Annotated in this window: 14 protein-coding genes; 11 read left to right on the forward strand and 3 right to left on the reverse strand. The window is 69.3% G+C overall.

Annotation, left to right across the window (positions count from 1 at the left end):
- Positions 1 to 60 precede the first annotated feature (60 nt).
- On the forward strand, positions 61 to 3,048 hold the full coding sequence (locus tag AB0E63_RS29150) for a glycine--tRNA ligase (protein WP_360373192.1): 2,988 nt from the start codon (positions 61 to 63) through the stop codon (positions 3,046 to 3,048).
- On the opposite strand, the gene AB0E63_RS29155 is transcribed toward AB0E63_RS29150, so the two are convergent.
- Positions 3,032 to 4,024, reverse strand: a complete 993-nt coding sequence (locus AB0E63_RS29155; RefSeq protein WP_360373153.1) for a GDSL-type esterase/lipase family protein — start codon at positions 4,022 to 4,024, stop codon at positions 3,032 to 3,034. The genes AB0E63_RS29150 and AB0E63_RS29155 overlap by 17 nt on opposite strands.
- Entirely contained in the window at positions 4,021 to 4,716 is a 696-nt protein-coding gene (locus AB0E63_RS29160) for a GntR family transcriptional regulator (RefSeq protein ID WP_360373156.1), read from the reverse strand. Before AB0E63_RS29160 ends, AB0E63_RS29155 begins: the two co-directional genes overlap by 4 nt.
- Before the next feature lie 117 nt (positions 4,717 to 4,833).
- On the opposite strand from AB0E63_RS29160, the gene AB0E63_RS29165 reads away from it, so the two are divergent.
- The 6 genes from AB0E63_RS29165 to AB0E63_RS29190 all read left to right on the forward strand — a co-directional run bounded on the left by AB0E63_RS29165 (position 4,834) and on the right by AB0E63_RS29190 (position 13,271).
- Positions 4,834 to 5,892: an isocitrate/isopropylmalate dehydrogenase family protein gene (locus AB0E63_RS29165; RefSeq protein WP_360373159.1), complete on the forward strand. Its 1,059-nt coding sequence runs from the start codon at positions 4,834 to 4,836 to the stop codon at positions 5,890 to 5,892.
- The gene (gene acnA, locus AB0E63_RS29170; RefSeq protein WP_360373162.1) at positions 5,889 to 8,360 is read left to right on the forward strand and encodes an aconitate hydratase AcnA; all 2,472 of its coding nucleotides are present in this window, start codon (positions 5,889 to 5,891) and stop codon (positions 8,358 to 8,360) included. The genes AB0E63_RS29165 and acnA overlap by 4 nt, the downstream gene beginning before the upstream one ends.
- The gene (locus AB0E63_RS29175) at positions 8,357 to 10,132 is read left to right on the forward strand and encodes an aldehyde dehydrogenase family protein (RefSeq protein ID WP_360373165.1); all 1,776 of its coding nucleotides are present in this window, start codon (positions 8,357 to 8,359) and stop codon (positions 10,130 to 10,132) included. Before acnA ends, AB0E63_RS29175 begins: the two co-directional genes overlap by 4 nt.
- A 73-nt stretch (positions 10,133 to 10,205) precedes the next feature.
- Positions 10,206 to 10,922, forward strand: coding sequence for a VIT1/CCC1 transporter family protein (locus AB0E63_RS29180; RefSeq protein ID WP_360373168.1), 717 nt, complete (start codon positions 10,206 to 10,208; stop codon positions 10,920 to 10,922).
- A complete protein-coding gene (locus AB0E63_RS29185) occupies positions 10,919 to 12,691 on the forward strand; it encodes an FAD-binding protein (RefSeq protein WP_360373171.1) in 1,773 nt (590 codons plus the stop codon). The genes AB0E63_RS29180 and AB0E63_RS29185 overlap by 4 nt, the downstream gene beginning before the upstream one ends.
- 10 nt (positions 12,692 to 12,701) lie before the next feature.
- Positions 12,702 to 13,271 (forward strand): Chromate resistance protein ChrB, encoded by a 570-nt coding sequence (locus tag AB0E63_RS29190; RefSeq protein ID WP_360373174.1) that lies wholly within the window; start codon positions 12,702 to 12,704, stop codon positions 13,269 to 13,271.
- Positions 13,272 to 13,307: 36 nt separating this feature from the next.
- Here AB0E63_RS29190 and AB0E63_RS29195 read toward each other — a convergent pair whose 3' ends face one another.
- Positions 13,308 to 14,249 (reverse strand): MurR/RpiR family transcriptional regulator, encoded by a 942-nt coding sequence (locus AB0E63_RS29195; protein ID WP_360373177.1) that lies wholly within the window; start codon positions 14,247 to 14,249, stop codon positions 13,308 to 13,310.
- Between the two features lie 195 nt (positions 14,250 to 14,444).
- Between AB0E63_RS29195 and AB0E63_RS29200 the strand changes: the two genes are divergently transcribed.
- The 4 genes from AB0E63_RS29200 to AB0E63_RS29215 all read left to right on the forward strand — a co-directional run.
- A complete protein-coding gene (locus tag AB0E63_RS29200; protein WP_360373180.1) occupies positions 14,445 to 15,644 on the forward strand; it encodes a C45 family peptidase in 1,200 nt (399 codons plus the stop codon).
- Between the two features lie 43 nt (positions 15,645 to 15,687).
- On the forward strand, positions 15,688 to 16,710 hold the full coding sequence (locus AB0E63_RS29205) for a Fe(3+) dicitrate ABC transporter substrate-binding protein (protein ID WP_360373183.1): 1,023 nt from the start codon (positions 15,688 to 15,690) through the stop codon (positions 16,708 to 16,710).
- Positions 16,711 to 16,824: 114 nt separating this feature from the next.
- Entirely contained in the window at positions 16,825 to 17,886 is a 1,062-nt protein-coding gene (locus AB0E63_RS29210; protein WP_360373186.1) for an iron ABC transporter permease, read from the forward strand.
- Positions 17,883 to 18,866 (forward strand): iron ABC transporter permease (locus AB0E63_RS29215; RefSeq protein ID WP_360373189.1); only part of this gene is annotated, 984 nt, incomplete at its 3' end. The genes AB0E63_RS29210 and AB0E63_RS29215, both read left to right, overlap by 4 nt.

An 18,866-nucleotide genomic window follows, 5' to 3' on the forward strand; every position in this document is an offset into this window, starting at 1 on the left:
AATAGACTTTGCGCTCTGAACGCCCCTCCGGAAGATCGCTCGAGGTTTGTTGTGCTCACCATGCAGGATGCGCTGCTCGCGCTCACGAAGTACTGGACCGACCGGGGCTGCATGGTCGTGCAGCCGTTCAACACCGAGGTCGGGGCCGGGACGCTGAACCCGGCGACCATCCTGCGGGTGCTCGGTCCCGAGCCGTGGCGGGTCGCGTACGTCGAGCCGAGTGTCCGGCCCGACGACAGCCGTTACGGCGAGAACCCGAACCGGCTGCAGACGCACACCCAGTTCCAGGTGGTGCTCAAGCCGGACCCGGGCAACCCGCAGGAGCTGTTCCTGTCCAGCCTCGAGGCCCTCGGCGTCGACATCCACGCCCACGACGTCCGGTTCGTCGAGGACAACTGGGCCAACCCGGCGACCGGGTCCTGGGGCCTGGGCTGGGAGGTCTGGCTGGATGGCCTGGAGATCACCCAGTTCACCTACTTCCAGCAGGCCGGCGGCATGACGCTGGACCCGGTGTCGGTGGAGATCACCTACGGCATCGAGCGGATCATGATGGCGCTGCAGGGCGTCTCGCACTTCAAGGACATCGCCTACGCCCCGGGGATCTCGTACGGCGAGGCGTTCGGCCAGGCCGAGTACGAGATGAGCCGGTACTACCTGGACGACGCCGACGTCGAGAGTCAGAAGCGCCTGTTCGAGGAGTACGCGAACGAGGCCCGCCGGATGATCGACGACCGTCTCCCGGTGCCGGCGCACATCATGGTGCTGCGCTGCTCGCACGCGTTCAACGTGCTCGACGCCCGCGGCGCCGTGAGTACGACGGAACGCGCCAAGGCCTTCGGCCGGATGCGGACCCTGGCCCGCGAGGTCTCGCGCCTGTGGGCCGAGCGCCGGACCGAGCTCGAGCACCCGCTGGGCATCGCCGAGCTGCCCGCGGCGGCGCCGGAGCCGACCGAGTTCCCGGCGGTCAGCGGGACCCGGCAGCTGACCTTCGAGATCGGTACCGAGGAGATGCCGCCGTCAGAGGTCACCAAGACGGCCGCCGCGGTGCAGACCGCCCTCACCGAGAAGCTGGCCGCGACGCGCCTCGGGCACGGTGACATCACGACGTACGCGACGCCGCGCCGGGTGGTCGCGTTCGTCGCCAGCGTGCAGGCCGGTGAGCCGGACGCCGAGCGCGTGGTACGTGGCCCGCGGAAGTCGGCCGCGTACGACGGCGACGGCAACGTGACGAAGGCCGCCGCCGGATTCGCCCGCGGTCAGGGTGTCGACGTCAGCGAGCTGCACGACCTGGATGTCGACGGTGTCGAGTACGTCGCGGTGACCAAGCCGGACCCGGGTCGCGGGGCTGCCGAGGTGCTGAGCGGCGTACTGAGCGAGATCGTCACCGGGCTGCGGTCGGACAAGAACATGCGCTGGAACGACGCCAAGCTGTCGTTCACCCGGCCGATCCGCTGGCTGGTCGCGCTGCTCGGCGACCAGGTCGTCCCAGTGTCGGTGTCGAGCCTGGCCTCCGGTCGTACGACGCGCGTCCACCGGACGGCAGCGCAGCCGCAGGTCGAGATCGCCGCCGCCGAGGGGTACCTGGACCTGCTCCGGATCCACGGCATCGAGGCCGACCCGGCCAAGCGGCGGGCGCAGATCGTCGAGGCCGCGCAGCGACTGGCCACCGAGGCCGGCGGCACGATCGACGTCGAGGGCGAGGCCGCACTGGTCGACCAGATCGTGAACCTGGTCGAGGAGCCGACCGCGATCCTCGGCAGCTTCGAGGCCGACTACCTGGACCTGCCGGGCGAGATCCTCACCACCGTGATGCGCAAGCACCAGCGCTACCTTCCGGTGCGTGACGCCGACGGCAAGCTGCAGCCGCATTTCGTTGCCGTGGCCAACGGTTCGGTCGAGGAGGACGTGGTCCGCGGCGGTAACGAGGCGGTGCTGCGGGCACGCTACGAGGACGCGGCGTTCTTCTGGCGGGCCGACCTGGAGACCTCGCTCGAGGACATGAAGAGCGAGCTGGACAAGCTGGCCTTCGAGGAGCGGCTCGGCTCGATGGCGGACCGGGCCGGTCGGATCGGTCGGATCGCCGTCAGCCTGGCGTCGAAGGTCGAGCTCAGTGACGACGAGCTGACCACGCTGAAGCGGGCGGCGGAGCTGGCGAAGTTCGACCTCGGGTCGCAGATGGTGGTCGAGCTGACCAGTCTGGCCGGCACGATGGCTCGCGAGTACGCGCGCCGGGCCGGTGAGACGGACGCGGTCGCGCAGGCGCTGTTCGACATGGAGCTGCCCAGGTCCGCCGGTGACCCGGTCCCGTCGACGACTCCGGGCGCGCTGCTGGCGCTGGCGGATCGGTTCGACCTGCTGGCCGGACTGTTCGGCATCGGCGCGAAGCCGACCGGTAGTTCCGACCCGTTCGCGCTGCGTCGCGCGGCCGCCGGTGTGGTCGCGATCCTGCGTGAGCACCCGGAGCTGCGGGCGATCACCCTCGACACCGGTCTGCGGGCCGCCGCGGCGGAGATCGGCGCGCAGGGCATCGACGTACCGGCGGACTCGCTCGACGAGGTCGCCGAGTTCACCGTCCGGCGCTACGAGCAGCAGCTGATCGACCGGGGTGACGACCACCTCCAGGTCGCCGCGGTGTTGCCGCTGGCAACGGCTCCGGCGGTCGCGGACGAGGCGCTGAAGTCGCTGCAGGAGCTGGTCGGCAACCCCGACTTCGCCGAGCTGGTCGCGGTCCTGCAGCGGGTACGCCGGATCGTCCCGGAGGGGACCGAGCCGTCGTACGACGCGAGCAAGCTGACCGAGCCTGCCGAGGTCGTCCTGCACGAGGCCGTCCAGAAGGTCGGTCAGGCTCCGACCGCGCTGGCCGACTTCGTCAGTGCTGCCTCGGTCCTGGTCGAGCCGGTCACGACGTTCTTCGACGAGATCCTGGTGATGGCCGAGGACCCGGACCTGCGGGCTGCCCGCCTCGGCCTGCTGGCCACGATCAGCGGACTGGCTGCCCCGGTCCTGGACTGGCAGGCACTCGGGACGAGCCTTACGCCGGCAGAGTGAGCAGACCGGCGAGGCGCTCGCCGATCAGCCGGTAGCCATCGGGCCCTGGATGCACATCATCTGCATACAGGGCCCGAGCTTCGTCCTCGCTGAGGATCGTGCGACCGTCGATCAGCTGCACAGCCGGGTCGGTGCGGGCGCCCAGCTCCACACACGCCCGTACGTCGTCCAGCGTGAGGCCGACCGCGTTCGGTTTGCCTTCGCGGTTCGGGGCGAGAAGGGGAGTGATCACGACGATCGGGGTCGTGGGATGGCCTGCGCGGACCGTGGAGACGAAGGCCTCGATCTGGCCGGGAAGCGTACGACCGCTGAAGGTCCCGTTGCCGTGGATGTTGACGCCGAGACACAACGAGATCAACCGGGCCGGGACGTCCCGGATGGTGCGGGCCGCGACCGGGTCGAGGTGGCATTCGCCGGCGAACCCTAGGGACACACAGTTCCACCCGTGCTGCCGCGCGACCAGTGCCGGCCAGGTCTCCGACGGGCCGTACGCGCCGCCGGCTTGCGTGATCGAGCTGCCGTAGGTGATCCACCGTGGCCCGGCCGGCGCGACCGGCTCGGCAGCACCGTCGAAGGTCAGCTCCCGGATCCCGATCATCCCGGCCTGCGGTAGCCAGATCTCGACCTCGACCGGACGGCCCGGCAGGTCGACGGTCAGCCGTTGCTCACCCTCCAGCACCACACAGCGCTGGTGCAGTTCGCCGTCGACCAGGACGTCGACGGGCGCGATCTTGCTGTAGATGCCGAGCGCCGCCCGGATCTCGAGCCCGACTGAGGTGGCCGCCGTACGCCAGGCTCCGCGCACGCCGGCGGGCGTCGCGGCGCGGTCCCACAGTCGTTGACCCTCGCGGTCCGAATAGCCGGTCCAGTCGGCCAGGTGGAGATCCTGGCCGCGCGGATCGAGCCGCCAGAACGTCGTCCAGCCGTCCGCATCGACCTCCTGGTGCTGGAAGCCGGTCCACAAGGCGTCGCTCATGATCGCCCTCCTCTGATGCCCCGGAGTGAGCGGGCGACGGGTTGTGCGGCGGCGGACGTGAGGCGGGCGACCGCGCGTGCACCGAGACTGGCGTCGACGTGGGCGAGCATGACCGCGGCGGCGGTGTCGGCGTCCCCGGCCGCGATCGCCTCGACCAGCGCCCCGTGCTCGGTGTGGGTGCGGTCCAGGTCCTCCTCGGTCCGGCCGTTCTCGAGAGCAAGCCTGCGGTACCGGTCGGCTTTGTCCCACAGCCCGTCCAGGGTCTGGACGAGCATCTGGTTGTGCGAGGCCGAGTAGATCGCCGCATGGAATCGCCGATGGGTGAGCAGCTCGGCCGTCCCGGGGTCGGTCCGCAGCGGCAGCAGTTCGGCGGCCGTCGACCGGATCTCCGCGAGGTCCTCCCGGGTACGCCGTTCCGCCGCGAGGCCGGCCGCCAGTGGGTCGAGCGACCGGCGAATCTCGATCAGGTCCCGGGCCTCCTCGGCGGTCAGCCGGGTGACGCGCGCGTCGCGGTGCGCGTCCAGCTCGACGAGCCCTTCGGTCATCAGCCGGCGCAGGGCCTCACGCAGCGGGGTCGTGCTGATCCCGAGCTCTCGGGCCAGCGTCGCCTGCGCGATGACGGCTCCGGGCACGAGGTCGCCGCGCAGGACCTGCTCACGCACCAGTTCGTAGGCGCTCTCGGCCTTGGTCACAGGATCCTCCGCACAGTTATAACAACCGATCGCCCGAGAATACCTTGAGATCATGCCTTGAGACGATATCTGGCCATCTCTTGACGTGAGTCGTTATAACGACTCACACTCCTTGGCATGGCTGATGACTATCGACTGGGCGTACTGGACGGCGACGGCATCGGGCCCGAGATCGTGCCCGCCACGGTTCAGGTGCTCGACGCGGCGCTGGCCGCGACCGGCGCGGCGCCCGTCGAGTGGGTGCCGCTTCCGGTGGGCGCCTCGGCGATCGAGACCCACGGCAGTGCGCTTCCCGACGTCACGGTCGAGACGCTGGACAAGCTCGACGGCTGGCTGCTCGGTCCGCACGACAGCGCGTCGTACCCGCAAGTGCATCGGGCCCAGCTCAACCCGAGCGGGTTCCTGCGCAAGCACTTCGACCTGTTCGCGAACATCCGGCCGGCGAAGGCCTTCGAAGGGACGCCGGCGATGGTCCCAGGGCTCGACCTGGTCGTGGTGCGGGAGAACACCGAGGGTTTCTACGCAGATCGCAGTACCTACCGCGGGACCGGCGAGTTCATGCCGACCAAGGACGTGGCGATCGCGATGGGGATCTTCACCCGTCCGGCGATCGAGCGGGTCGCCCGGCAGGCGTTCGAGCTGGCGCTCGGCCGCCGCCGGCACCTGACGATCGTGCACAAGGCCAACGTGCTGCGGACCACGACCGGCTTCTTCCTGGAGATCTGCCGCGAGATCGCCGCCGACTATCCCGGCGTCGAGGTCGACGACTTCCACATCGACGCGATGACCGTCCACCTGGTCCGGCACGGTGCGGACTTCGACGTCCTGGTGACCGAGAACATGTTCGGCGACATCCTGTCCGACCTGACCGGTGAACTGGCCGGCTCGCTCGGCATCGCGCCGTCGATCAACGCCTCGCACGACCGGGCGATGGCCCAGGCCGCTCACGGCTCGGCGCCCGACATCGCCGGCCGGGGCCTGGCCAACCCGACCGCGATGATCTCCTCCGGGGCGATGCTGCTCGACTGGCTCGGCCTGCAACCGGCCGCCGCCCTGGTCGATCGCGGTCTGCGCGCAACGGTGGCCCAAGGCGTCCGTACGGCGGACCTCGGCGGAACGGCCGGTACGGCGGAGTTCACCGCGGCCGTCGTCGAGTCGATCAACGGCCTGACATGAGCCGTCTCCAGTCGCTGCAGGGGATCGCCCCCGATCACCTGCCCCGGACTCTGCGGATCCTGCTGGAGAACGCGCTCCGGCACGGCACGGCGAGCGACGTACTGCGGAACTGGGAGCCCGGCGCGGCCGGTGAGCTGGAGGTGTACCCGTCCAGGGTGTTCCTGCACGACACGAACGGCGTACCGGTGCTGGCGGACCTGGCCGCGATGCGGGACGCCATGGTTGCGCGCGGCAAGGATCCGGGGCTGGTCGATCCGGTCATCCCGGCCGAGCTGGTGGTCGATCACTCGGTGATCGCGGACGTGTTCGGCCGGCCGGACGCGCTGCAGTTGAACGTTGTCCGCGAGTACGAGCGCAACGCCGAGCGGTACCGCTTCCTGCGCTGGGGACAGCAGACGTTCCGCCAGTTGAGGGTCGTGCCGCCCGGATCCGGGATCATGCATCAGATCAACCTCGAGAATCTGGCCCGGGTGGTCGAGGAGCGCGACGGGTGGGTGTTCCCGGATCTCTGCCTGGGCACGGATTCGCACACCACGATGGTCAACGGACTGGGCGTGCTCGGCTGGGGGATCGGGGGGATCGAGGCCGAGGCGGCCATGCTCGGGCAGTCGGTGTCGATGCTGCTGCCACCGGTGGTCGGTGTCCGGCTGACCGGCGCACTGCCCGTCGGGACGACCGCGACCGACCTGGTCCTCACCATCACCGAGACCCTCCGTACGCACGGAGTGGTCGGCAAGCTGGTCGAGTGCACCGGACCCGCGCTGGCCGACCTGCGCGTCCCCGACCGCGCGACGATCGCCAACATGAGCCCCGAGTTCGGCTCGACCGCTGCCTACTTCCCGATCGACCCGCGCACCCTCGACTACCTCCGCTTCACCGGCCGCCCGCCCGAGAAGGTCGCCCTGGTCGAGTCCTACGCCCGAGCCCAGGGCCTGTGGCACGACCCGTCGGTGCAGCTGACGTACGACGAGTACGTCGACATCGACCTGGCCACCGTGGTTCCCTCGATCGCGGGACCTCGTCGACCGCAGCAGCGCGTGTCGTTGGCTGCCGCGAAAGCGGCCGCCGAGGCCGAGCTTCCCTCTGGACCCCGGACAGCCGACGGCCCGGGACATGGCGCGGTCGTCGTCGCGGCGATCACCTCCTGCACCAACACGTCGAACCCCGCGGTGATGGTCGCCGCCGGCCTGCTGGCGAAGAACGCCGTCGAGCGCGGCCTGGTCAGCAAGCCGTGGGTGAAGACCACGCTGTCGCCGGGATCACGGGTGGTGATGGACTACCTCGGCGCCGCCGGACTTACGCCGTACCTGGAGAAGCTCGGCTTCTACCTGGCCGGGTTCGGCTGCATGACCTGTATCGGGGCGTCCGGTGCACTGATCGACGACGTCGCCGAGGCCGTTCGCTCAAAGGACCTGACCGTCGCGGCTGTGCTGTCGGGCAACCGCAACTTCGAAGGCCGGATCCAGTCCGACGTCAAGCTGAACTACCTCGCGTCGCCGCCACTCGTGATCGCCTACGCGCTCGCGGGCCGGATCGACATCGACCTGCTCACCGAGCCGCTCAACTCCACCGGCGACCCGGTCTACCTCGCGGATCTCTGGCCGCACCCGGCCGACATCGACGCGGTGATCGGACAGACGCTGACGCCAGAACTCTTCGAGCACGCGTACGACGACCTGTTCGCGGGCGACGACCGCTGGCAGCAGCTCGACGCACCCGACGGTGAGACGTTCGCCTGGGGCGACTCGACGTACCTGCAGCAGCCGCAGTTCCTGTCGAAGCCACCCAGTGACCTGATCGGTGCGCGGGCCCTGCTGCGGCTCGGCGACTCGATCACCACCGACCACATCTCACCCGCGGGCGCGATCCCACCGGACAGCGTGGCCGGCAAGTACCTGATCGACCGAGGGGTCGACCGCCGCGACCTGAACACCTATGCGTCCCGCCGGGGCAATCACCTGGTGATGGTGCGTGGTGCCTTCGGCAACGTCCGGCTGCGGAACGAGCTTGCCCACGGCATCGAAGGTCCGGTCACCCGCGGACCAGACGGCGAGATCACCTCGATCTACGACGCGGCCGAGGCCTACCGGGCGGCAGGCGTACCAATCGTCGTGGTGGCGGGCAAGGAGTACGGCACCGGTTCGTCGCGGGACTGGGCTGCCAAAGGTCCGGCATTGCTCGGTGTGCGTGCAGTACTCGCGCAGTCGTACGAACGCATCCACCGGTCCAACCTGGTCGGCCTCGGCATCCTGCCGCTGGAGTTCCAGCCCGGAGAAGGCGATGACCTCACCGGCGAGGAGCCGATCGACATCGAGCTGGGCGACGACGGCTTCGCCACAGCGCGCTCCGCAGGGAAGACCTACCGGCTGCGGATCCGCCTCGACACCCCCCGCGAACACGACTACTACCGGCATGGCGGTGTGCTGCCGTACGTGCTGCACCGCCTCAGCGAAGGGCAGACTCAGTGATCGGCTCGATCAACCCCGCCACCGGCGAGGAACTCGCCACCTTCGACCCTTATGACTCCGATCGCGTCGACCACCTGGTCACGGCCGCAGTGGTTGCCCAGAGCAACTGGCGGTGGTCGGGGGTCCGGCAGCGCGCCGAGCTGCTGCAGTCCCTGGCTGCGACGCTCCGGGACCGCAAGGCAGAGCTGGCCGCGCTGATCACGAGCGAGATGGGCAAGCCGCTGGCCGAGGCGGCGGCCGAGATCGAGAAGTGTGCGGTCACCTGCGAGTACTACGCGACCAACGCCGAGGGATTCCTCGCCGCGGAACACGTCACGGCGCAGGGCCGGATCGAGGTCGAGCCGCTGGGTGTCGTGCTCGCGGTGATGCCGTGGAACTACCCGTTCTGGCAGTTCTTCCGGTTCGCCGCGCCGGCGCTGGCCGCCGGCAACGGCGGGATCCTGAAGCACGCCAACTCGGTTCCGCGCTGCGCGCTGGCGATCGAGTCGGTGCTGCGGGACGCCGGGGTGCCGGACGGTCTGGTCGGCGTGGTCCTGGTCGAGAGCGACCAGGTGGCCGGACTGATCGCGGACGACCGGATCGCGGCGGTGACCTTCACGGGGTCGACCGAGGTCGGCCGGATCATCGGGGAGCAGGCCGGGCGGGCGCTGAAGAAGCAGGTGCTCGAGCTCGGTGGCTCGGACCCGTTCGTTGTCCTCGCCGATGCCGATCTGGAGGCTGCCGCGACCACCGCGGTGACCGCGCGCTTCCTCAACACCGGCCAGAGCTGCGTCAATGCCAAGCGGTTCATCGTCGAGGAATCCGTTGCCGACGAGTTCGTCGCCCGGTTCACCGCTGCGGTCGACCGGTTGGTCCTCGGTGATCCGGTAGACGCCGGCACCACGATCGGCCCGCTGGCCCGGGCCGGTCTCCGTGACACCTTGCACGATCAAGTACGCCGTACCGTCGACGCCGGCGCGACGCTCGTGCGCGGCGGCGAGGTGGCCGACCGGGCCGGCTTCTACTACCAGCCGACCGTGCTCGACCACGTCGTACCCGGGATGGCGGCCTTCGACGAGGAGACGTTCGGGCCGGTTGCCGCGATCACCCGGGTACGCGACGCCGACGAGGCGCTCCGGCTCGCCAACCAGACCGAGTTCGGGCTGGCTGCCTCGCTGTGGACCACGCAGGATCGAGCTCCCGAGCTGATCCGGCGCCTCGACGCCGGCGCGGTGTTCGTGAACGCGATGGTGGCCTCGGATCCGCGGCTGCCGTTCGGCGGGATCAAGCAGTCCGGCTACGGGCGCGAGCTCGGTGTGTACGGCATGCGCGAGTTCATGAACCTCAAGACCGTGCACTCGGCCGACCCGGCGCCCCGGCTGGTGATCCGGCCGGACGAGGTCGAGGTCTTCGACCGTGGCAGCGGCGTACGGACGATTCCGTACGTCGGTGCCTGGAACAACGAGTCGAACAAGATCACCACCGGTACGACGGTCTTCGCGCCCGGCACGCAGATCCCGCTGCACTCGCACAACGTGGAGGAGTCGGTGCTGATCTTCTCCGGCCGGGCGACCGCGGTGATCGACGGCGAGCGGGTCGACCTCGAGGCCGGGGACGCGACCTGGGTGCCGGCCGGGGTGCCGCACCAGTTCATCAACCGCGGCGACGGCGAGCTGACCATCTACTGGGTCTACGGCGGCCGCGCGGTGACCCGGACGATGACGGCCACGGGGGTGACGGTGGCCCACCTGTCGGCCGCGGACCGCGGAGCTGTTGGCGCGTCAGCAAAGTAACTAATAGACTGATGTAACAGGTGATGCAGTTTAACTAAGGTTACGCTCACCTCAGTCGGAAGGAAGTAGTCAGATGACCGCGGAAGTTGCGGAGCAGTCCGAGATCCACCACTCCCACCGAGACGTCACCGGCGGCTGGCTGCGACCGGCCACCTTCGGCGTGATGGACGGCCTGGTGTCGAACTTCGCCCTCGTCGCCGGTGTGGTCGGCGGCGGTGCGACCGGCAAGGTCGTGATCATGACCGGTTTGGCCGGCCTGGTGGCCGGTGCCTGCTCGATGGCGTCGGGCGAGTTCACCTCGGTGTCGTCGCAGACCGAGCTGATGAAGGCCGAGATCGAGGTCGAGCGGCGCGAGCTGCGGATCCACCCCGAGGAAGAAGAGCGCGAGCTCGCGATGATGTACGAGGCGAAGGGCCTGCGCCCGGAGTTGGCCGCCCAGGTCGCCCGTGAGCTGACCGTGAACGCTGACGTCGCGCTCGACGTGCACGTGCGCGAGGAGCTCGGCGTCGACCCCAACGACCTTCCGTCGCCGTGGCTGGCGGCCGGCTCGTCGTTCGCCGCCTTCGCGATTGGTGCGCTGGTTCCCCTGATCCCGTTCCTCTTCGGCGCCGCGAGTGTGTTGCCGGCGCTGGTGCTGAGCGCGCTCGGCCTGGTCATCACCGGCGGGATCGTCGGCAAGATCACCGCCCGCCCGTTCTGGTACGGCGGTGGCCGCCAACTGCTCCTCGGTGGTCTGTCGGCCGCGGTCACGTTCGCGATCGGCCTGGCAGTCGGGACCGGGTTGTCATGAACCTTCTGGTCACGACCCTGGTGAAGCAGGTGCCGAAGGGTGACCACAGTGGACGTCTCGACGCTGACGGACGGCTCGATCGGGCCGGCGCGGTCGCCGAGATGAACCCGTGGTGCCGCCGGGCCGTGGCTCAGGCCGTCCGGCTGGCGGGGGAGACGGGTGGTCGCAGTACGGCGATCACCATGGGACCGCCCGCGGCTGTCGACGTACTGCGCGAAGCCCTCGCGTGGGGTGTCGACGACGCTCTTCACCTGACGGATGCCGCGCTGGCCGGATCGGACTGTCTCGTCACCGCGCGCGCCCTCGCGTCCACGATCGCGCTGATGGATGACCCGCCGGACCTGATCCTGGTCGGCGCCAGTTCCGTCGACGGCAGTACGGGCGCGGTCGGCGCGATGCTGGCCGAACTCCTCGGCCTGCCCTTCACCGGCCCGGTGCTCTCGCTCGAACCAGAGGCCGGCGACACCCGCCTGCGAACGACCGTCCAGCACGACACCGGCACCGAGTCTGTGGTGATCGATCTGCCCGCAGTCGTGGCGGTAGCAGAACGCTCGTGCCCGCCGTGCAAGGTTCCGCTCGAGTCCTGGCCACCTGCCGACGGTGTGCGGCGCGTGACCACAGCCGACCTCGCGGCCGGCCAATGGGGTCTACCCGGGAGTCCGACCAAGGTCGCCCAGGTCCACCCCGCACCCCTGACAAGGGACCCGATCATCTTCCGCGGCCGCCCCCAAACCCAAGCGACCCGAGCCATCGCCGAGCTCCTCGCCCGCGGTTGCTTCGAGCCGCCCGCGGTTCAGTCGGCCGAGGCGGTGCCCACCCCGCCGGCTACCGGCCCCGAGGTCGTCGCCCTGATCGGTCCAGGGCCAGTGGCAGGCATCCACGCCTTGTTGGGAGCCGCCGCCACGCTCGCGACCGAGATCGGCGGCACGGTCACCGCAGTACGAACAGTCACCAGCGATGACGACCTCGCGCGCTGGGGAGCCGACCGCGTCGTGACGCTCAGCGGCGACGAGCCGCGCCCGACCGCGGCTGCGTTGGCGACCTGGGTGGCCGAACGCTCGCCGTGGGCCGTCCTCGGCGCGGCCTTGCCCTGGGATCGCGAAGTGCTTGCGCGTCTGGCGGTGGCATCCGGTGCCGGTCTGATGTCCGACCTGGTCAGCCTCAGTGTGAGACCGGGTACGACGCCACGCCTGGCCGGACTGAAGCCGTCCGGCGGCGGCACTCTCGCAGAGATCATCAGTCACGGCTCTCCCCAGATCGCGACCTTGCGGACCGGCCTGCTCCCACTCCGCACACCACGGGACGAGCGGTCGCTCGACGAGGACGTGCTGTCCGTGGCTGCGGATACCGCGATCAGCCGGGCGGAACGTCGTACGGGCAACGAAGGTGATGCGCTGGACCGGGCCGAGGTAGTGATTGGCGTCGGTCGCGGGGTGCCGCCGGAGAAGTATGCCGAACTGGAGCCGATGCGCGTGCTCCTCGGAGCCGAGCTGGCCGCCACCCGCAAGGTGACCGACGAGGGCTGGCTGCCGCACGGCCGGCAGATCGGGATCACTGGTCGCAGCGTCGCACCGCGGATGTACTTCGCGGTCGGGCTGTCCGGCAACCTGAACCACCTGGCCGGCGCGAGCCGGGCCGGGACCGTACTGGCGATCAACACCGACCCGGCGGCCGAGGTCTTCGCGCACTGCGATGTCGGCCTCGTCGCGGACTGGCAGGAGGTGATGCCGTACCTCGTCGATGGGCTGCGCAGTCGTGTCAGCGGATAACCTGTCCGCCATGGCGACCCGACGGACCAAGACCAAGACCCAGGAGAGCTGGCTGCTGCTCATCTACAAGGTGCCCAGCGAGTCCTCCCGGGCCCGGGTGGCGGTGTGGCGGGAGCTCAAGCGCCTCGGCGGGTTCTACGTGCAGCAGGCCGTGTGCGTGCTACCGGATCGCGCGGAGTTGCGCGCCGGCATGGAGAAGGTGCGGGAGCGGGTCACCGAGCTCGGTGGCTCCAGCGTCTTCCTCACGCTGACCGATGTCGACGACGACGCCCGGGAGCAGTTCGTGGAGGGCTTCCGCGGCCAGTCCGCGAAGGAGTACGCCGAGATCGTCGAGGAGTGCGACACCAAGTTCGTCAAGGAGATCGAGTTCGAGCGGTTCCGGGAGAACTACACCTTCGAGGAGGCCGAGGAGATCCGCCAGGACCTGGAGAAGCTCCGACGCTGGCTCGCCAAGGTGGAGGGCCGGGACTGGATGGATGCCGATGGCAAGGACCTGGCACGGACCAAGGTGGCCAACTGTGAACGGCTGCTGGAGGAGTTCGAGGCCGACGTCTACGAACGCACCGAGGGCACGGTCTGACAGCTAGGCCGGGCGCTCCGGGTGTCAGTGGCTGGCCTAGGCGCTCTCGGTCCGGGTGGCGCGGTTGCGGCGGCGCTTCGCGGCCGGCAGGTTCAGTGCCACCTCGTCGGCGCGGGAGAAGCCCATCAGCTCTTCCCGCAACTGATTCATCCGATCGGTCGTCTCCAGCGAGCGGTCCTGGTTCCGCGCGGCCACCGCGATCACCAGGGCCTCGAGCAGGATCAGCACGGTCGCCTGGCTGGTGAACGTCCCCGGACGGCTCGTCGGGGCCGACAGCACCGCGTCGACCTGGTCGCGCAGTGCCTCGCCGAGGGTGTCGGTGATGAGGATCGCGCGGGCGCCGACCTCGGCGCAGAGGTCGAGGATGACGCGGGTCTCCACGATGATCCGGTTGTGGGCGATCACGATCACCACGTCCTCCGGACCGAGCATCAGCAGCCGGTCGGCCAGTTGGTAGCCGGTGCTGGACGCGGTGCGGGCCCGGCGTCCGATCCGGTTCAGGTGGGTCGCGGTGTACGACGAGATCCCGTCCAGGCCGGCGAAGCCGCAGATGACCGTCTCCCGGGCCTGATCGATCAGCTCGACCGCGTGCTCGAAGGCCTGGGGGTCGATGGATCGTTCGGCCTGCTGGAGCCGCTCGATGTGATCGCGCAGGGTCGCGGTGAGGATGCCCTCGGCGCCGTCCTCGAACGACGCGAGGCTGTTGCTGAGCCGGTTCGCCGGGCTGAGCAGCGCCTGCAGCTCACCCTGTAGCGAACGCTTCAGACCCGGCAGGCCGTCGAAGCCCAGTGCCTTGGCGGTGCGGACCACGCTGGCGTCGCTGGTGCCGGTGGCCTTGCCGAGCTCCTCGGCGGAGGAGAACGCGGCCTCCTGGGGATGCGCCGACAGGTACTCGGCGATCTTCCGCTCGGTCGCGGTCAGCGAGTCGATCCGGCTCGCCACCCGCTCCGGCAGGGTGGGTGCCTTGGTCTTGGTCACGTCGGCTCCTCCGGCTCGCAGTCGTACCTACCAGTACGCAGATCATGTCATCCGGTCCGCTTTGTCACCGCCAGGTAAACGATGCCGCGACCCGTTGACAGGGATTGTAGCAATCACTACCGTCAGACGAATATTCGTAGTGAACACAACGAACGGTGCGAGTCCAGTTTCCGTCCACTCCCTGGAGCGACTTCCGTGTCCCAGCTTCCGACCATCGAGATCTCCGGCGCCGACGCCCGCGATCGCGGCCGCCAGTACGGCGAGGCCGCGCGGGAACTGATCGAGCGCTCACTGGCGTTCTACGCCGAGTCCGTGCCCCGCGCCACTGGACTGGCCTGGACGGAGGTGCTGGAGCGCGCGCCGCACTGGGTTCCCGTGATCGAGCCGCACGCCCCCGAACTGCTGGACGAGGTCCGCGGCATCGCGGAGGGCTCCGGTCGTACCTTCGCCGAGATCCTCGCGCTGAACAGCCGCGGCGAGCTGACCCGGGGCAACCCGTTCGCCGACGACGACGCCGAATCCGGCCCGGCCGGACAGCGTGACGACGGTTGCACCTCGTTCGCGCTGCTGCCGCAGAGCAACCCGCTCGGCCACGTCTGGTCCGGACAGAACTGGGACCTGTGGGCCGGGGTGGCCGACACCATCGTGCTGCTGCGGGTCTCCCAGCCGGGCAAGCCGACGGTGATCGGCCACGTCGAGGCTGGCCAGCTCGCCCGGCACGGCGCGAACTCGGCGGGTCTGTCCCTGAACGCGAACGGACTGGGCGCCGGCTTCGGCCGCGGACTCGCCGTCCCCGGCACGTTCGTACGCCGGATGGTGCTGGAGAGCTGGGATATGTACGACGCCCTGCAAGTCGTCTTCGGAGCCCGCCAGAACCTGTCGAGCAATCTGCTTCTCACCCACCGCGACGGTTTCGCCATCGATGTCGAGACCACGCCCGGACGGCACGGCTGGATGTACCCGACCGACGGACTGCTGGTCCACGGCAATCACTTCCAGGCGTTCGTCCCGCCCCAGATCAACGACACCTACCGGCCGTTCTCGGTGGATTCGCTCTACCGGGTGCCGCGCGTCGAGGAGGGCCTGCGTCAGGTCCGCCGCGACGGCACCACCGAGAAGGCGGTCGAGACCATCGTGCAGACCACGATGAGCGACCACTTCAGTCATCCCAACGCCGTCTGCCAGCACGTCGATCCGCGCCGGCACGAGCTCAACCGCTACGCCACGATCGTGTCCAGCCTGGTCGATCTGACCACTGGCATCTATCGGCTGACTCCCGGCCTGCCCTGCAGCAACAGCTACCAGCAGGCGCCCTGGAACCTCTACGACGGCCCCGGTCTTTCCGACCGCCCGGACGTCGACGACCCGGCGCTGTCCCTCGCCGTGGCCGGCTGAATCCCACCCCTGCAAGGCATTGTCGACATCAGGAGCGAATGCCATGTCCCACCGAATCTCGAGGTTGCGGCGCATCGCCGTCGCCGTCACCCTGACCGCCGCCGCGGTCGCCCTGTCCGGCTGCGGCGGTTCCGCCTCCTCGCCCTCCACCGGTGCGGCTCCGAACGCCGACCGTGCGGCCGCCGCCCAAGGCGTCAGCCCGGACGTCAATCTGGACCAGTGCGGTAAAGACAGCCGCACGGTCAAGCACGACCTCGGCACCACCACGATCACCGGCACCCCGACCAGGGTGGTGGCGCTGGAGTACTCGTTCGTCGACGCGCTCGTCGCGGTCGGGATGTCGCCGGTCGGTGTGGCCGACGACGACCAGCCGAAGCGGATCATTCCCGCGTTGCGCGACAAGGTCGGCGAGTACAAGTCGGTCGGTCTGCGGGCGACGCCGAACATCCAGGTGATCACCGCACTCAAGCCGGACCTGATCGTGGCCGACAGCGGCCGGCACAAGGCGATCTACGCGCAGCTGTCGAAGATCGCGCCGACGATCGCCTACCCGAGCCTGAACGGCAACTACCAGCAGGTGCTGGACAGCGAGATGTCCACCGCCATCGCGCTGAACAAGTGCGACCAGATGAAGACCCGGCTGGCCGAGCACGCCACGATGATGGCCGATCTGAAAGCCAAGGCACCCGCTGACGAGAACCGCAAGGCGCTCTTCGTCCGTGCGTCGGAGAAGGGCTTCACCGGGTTCCCGCCGAAGGCCTACACGCCCGGCGTCCTGTCCGCCATCGGCATCAACTCGGCGCTGCCGGACAGCTCGAGCGACGCCTCGGTCTCGCTCACCCTCGAGACGCTGGTCGCCACCAAGCCGGACGTGATGTTCATTGCCCCCAACGAGGGTCCGACCCTGCGGGACCAGTGGCAGAAGAGTCCGTTGTGGAAAGAGGTTCCGGCCGTGAAGAACAACGCGAGCTACGACGTCGACCCGAACGAGTGGTCCCGGTCGCGCGGCCTGATCGCCTCCGAGGTGGTCGCCCAGGAAGCCGTCAAGCTGCTCTACGGGAAGTAACATGACAGTGCTTTTGGCCGGGCCTTCGGCACCGGCGGGGGCATGGGGCTTTGGCTCCCGGCCTTCCCTCGTCGCTTCACTCCCTGCGCTCCTCAGTCCAGGCCGGGAGGCCCCATGACCCTGTCCGTGGGCACTGCGCCCAAACCTACTGAGGACGCGGCCCACAAGCGTCCGAAGATCGTCACCAACAAGCAGCGGGTGACCTGGGTGTCCCTGGTGCTGCTGGTGCTGGTCGTGGCCGGGGTCGTGTGGGGCCTGTCGATCGGCAGTCAGCACATCTCGTTGTCGCGGCTGCCCGGTGCGATCTTCAAGGCGGACGAGCCGGATGAGTTGATCCTGCAGTCCATTCGGATGCCGCGGGTGGTGCTGGCGCTCTGCGTCGGCGCCGCCCTGGCGGTAGCCGGCGCGCTGATGCAGGCCGTCGCGGCGAACCCGTTGGCGGCACCGGAGATCATGGGTGTCAACGCCGGCGCGGTGTTCGTCGTCGTACTCGCGATCACGATCGTGCCTTCGCTGTCGGGTGCGCCGACGATCCTGCTGTCCTTCGGCGGCGCGGCCGCGGCGGGTGTCTCGGTAATGCTGCTGGCGGGCTCGGGCCGAGGCCGGGTCAGTCCGGTGCGACTGGCGCTGGCCGGCGTGACCGCGAGCAGCCTGCTGATCTCGCTGACCCAGGTGCTGATCATCTTCGACGAGAACTCCACCGACAGCGTGTTGTTCTGGCTGGTCGGCGGCGTCAACTTCGCCGGCTGGCAGGACGTGCGCAACCTGCTGCCCTGGTTGGTGCTGGGTCTACTCGGTGCGTTCGCGATGGCGGGGCCACTGAACCTGCTGGCGCTGGGTGACGACATGGCTCGCGGTCTCGGCCAGAACGTCGAACGGACCCGGATGCTGGGTTCGGCACTGGTGATCGTGCTGTGCGGTGCGGCGGTGTCGGTGGCCGGTCCGGTCGCCTTCATCGGCCTGATCGTGCCGCACATCATGCGGCGCGTGGTCGGTTCCAGCTACACAGTGTTGCTGCCGTTGTGTGCGGTGGGCGGCGGTGTGCTGGTGCTCTATGCCGACATCGTGTCGCGCTACGTCAAGCCGCCGTTCGAAGTCCCCGCCGGTGTGGTCACGGCCCTGATCGGTGCACCGATCTTCGTCTACCTGGCTCGTCGACAGAAGGTGACCTCATGACCAGCACGACGATTGTCGCGCAGCACGTACGGCGTACGTCGCTGGCCAAACGGCATCCCGCCGTGCTCATGGGATCGCTCGGCGTCCTGGCGCTCGTACTGAGCGTCTACAGCCTGAAAATCGGGGCGACCGAGGTGTCGTTCGGCAACGTCCTGCACGCGCTGGTCGGCGACAGGTCCGACCAGGCGGCGGCGATCGTGATCGACTTCCAGTTGCCGCGCGTCCTGCTGTGCTGGCTGATCGGTACGGCGCTCGCGGTGTCCGGCGCGGTGATGCAGGGCGTGATCCGCAACCCGCTGGCGGCTCCCGACATCATCGGTGTTACCAAGGGAGCCGGGTTCGCGGGGATGTTGTTGCTGCTCGCGATCCCGGGCATTCCGGTGGTGGCCGTCGTACCGGCGGCGTTCATCGGCGGCCTCGCGGCCGCGGGCCTGGTGTACCTGCTGGCCTATCGCCGTGGGGCTACGCCGGTGCGGATCGCGCTGGTGGGTATCGCGGTCAGTGCGGCCTTCGAGGCCGGCATCCGGTTCCTGCTGGTGCGCAACCCGCTCGATGTGAGCGCGGCGCTGATCTGGTTGACCGGCAGCCTCTTCGGCCGGTCGATGAGTGCCGTGCTGGAGATCCTGCCGTGGGTGCTCGTGCTGGTACCGCTGATCGTGATCTGGGCTCGCAAGCTCGACGTACTGGGCCTTGGCGACGACCTGGCCGCGGGCCTTGGTGAACCGGTCGAGCGGACCCGGCGGCTGCTGCTGTTGTTCGCGGTCGCGTTGGCCGCGGCCGCGGTCGCGGTGGCCGGCACGATCGGCTTCGTCGGACTGATCGCACCGCACATGGCCCGCCGCATCTTCGGCGGTAAGCACTTGGCGTCGATCCCGGCCGCCGCGCTGTTCGGGGTGTTGTTGATGTTGTTCGCCGACATGATCGGGCGGGGTTTGGCTCCGCCGTTGGAGATTCCGGCCGGGCTGGTGACGGCTGTGGTC

Source organism: Kribbella sp. NPDC026596, from assembly GCF_040638415.1.
In the GTDB taxonomy this organism is placed as follows: domain Bacteria; phylum Actinomycetota; class Actinomycetes; order Propionibacteriales; family Kribbellaceae; genus Kribbella.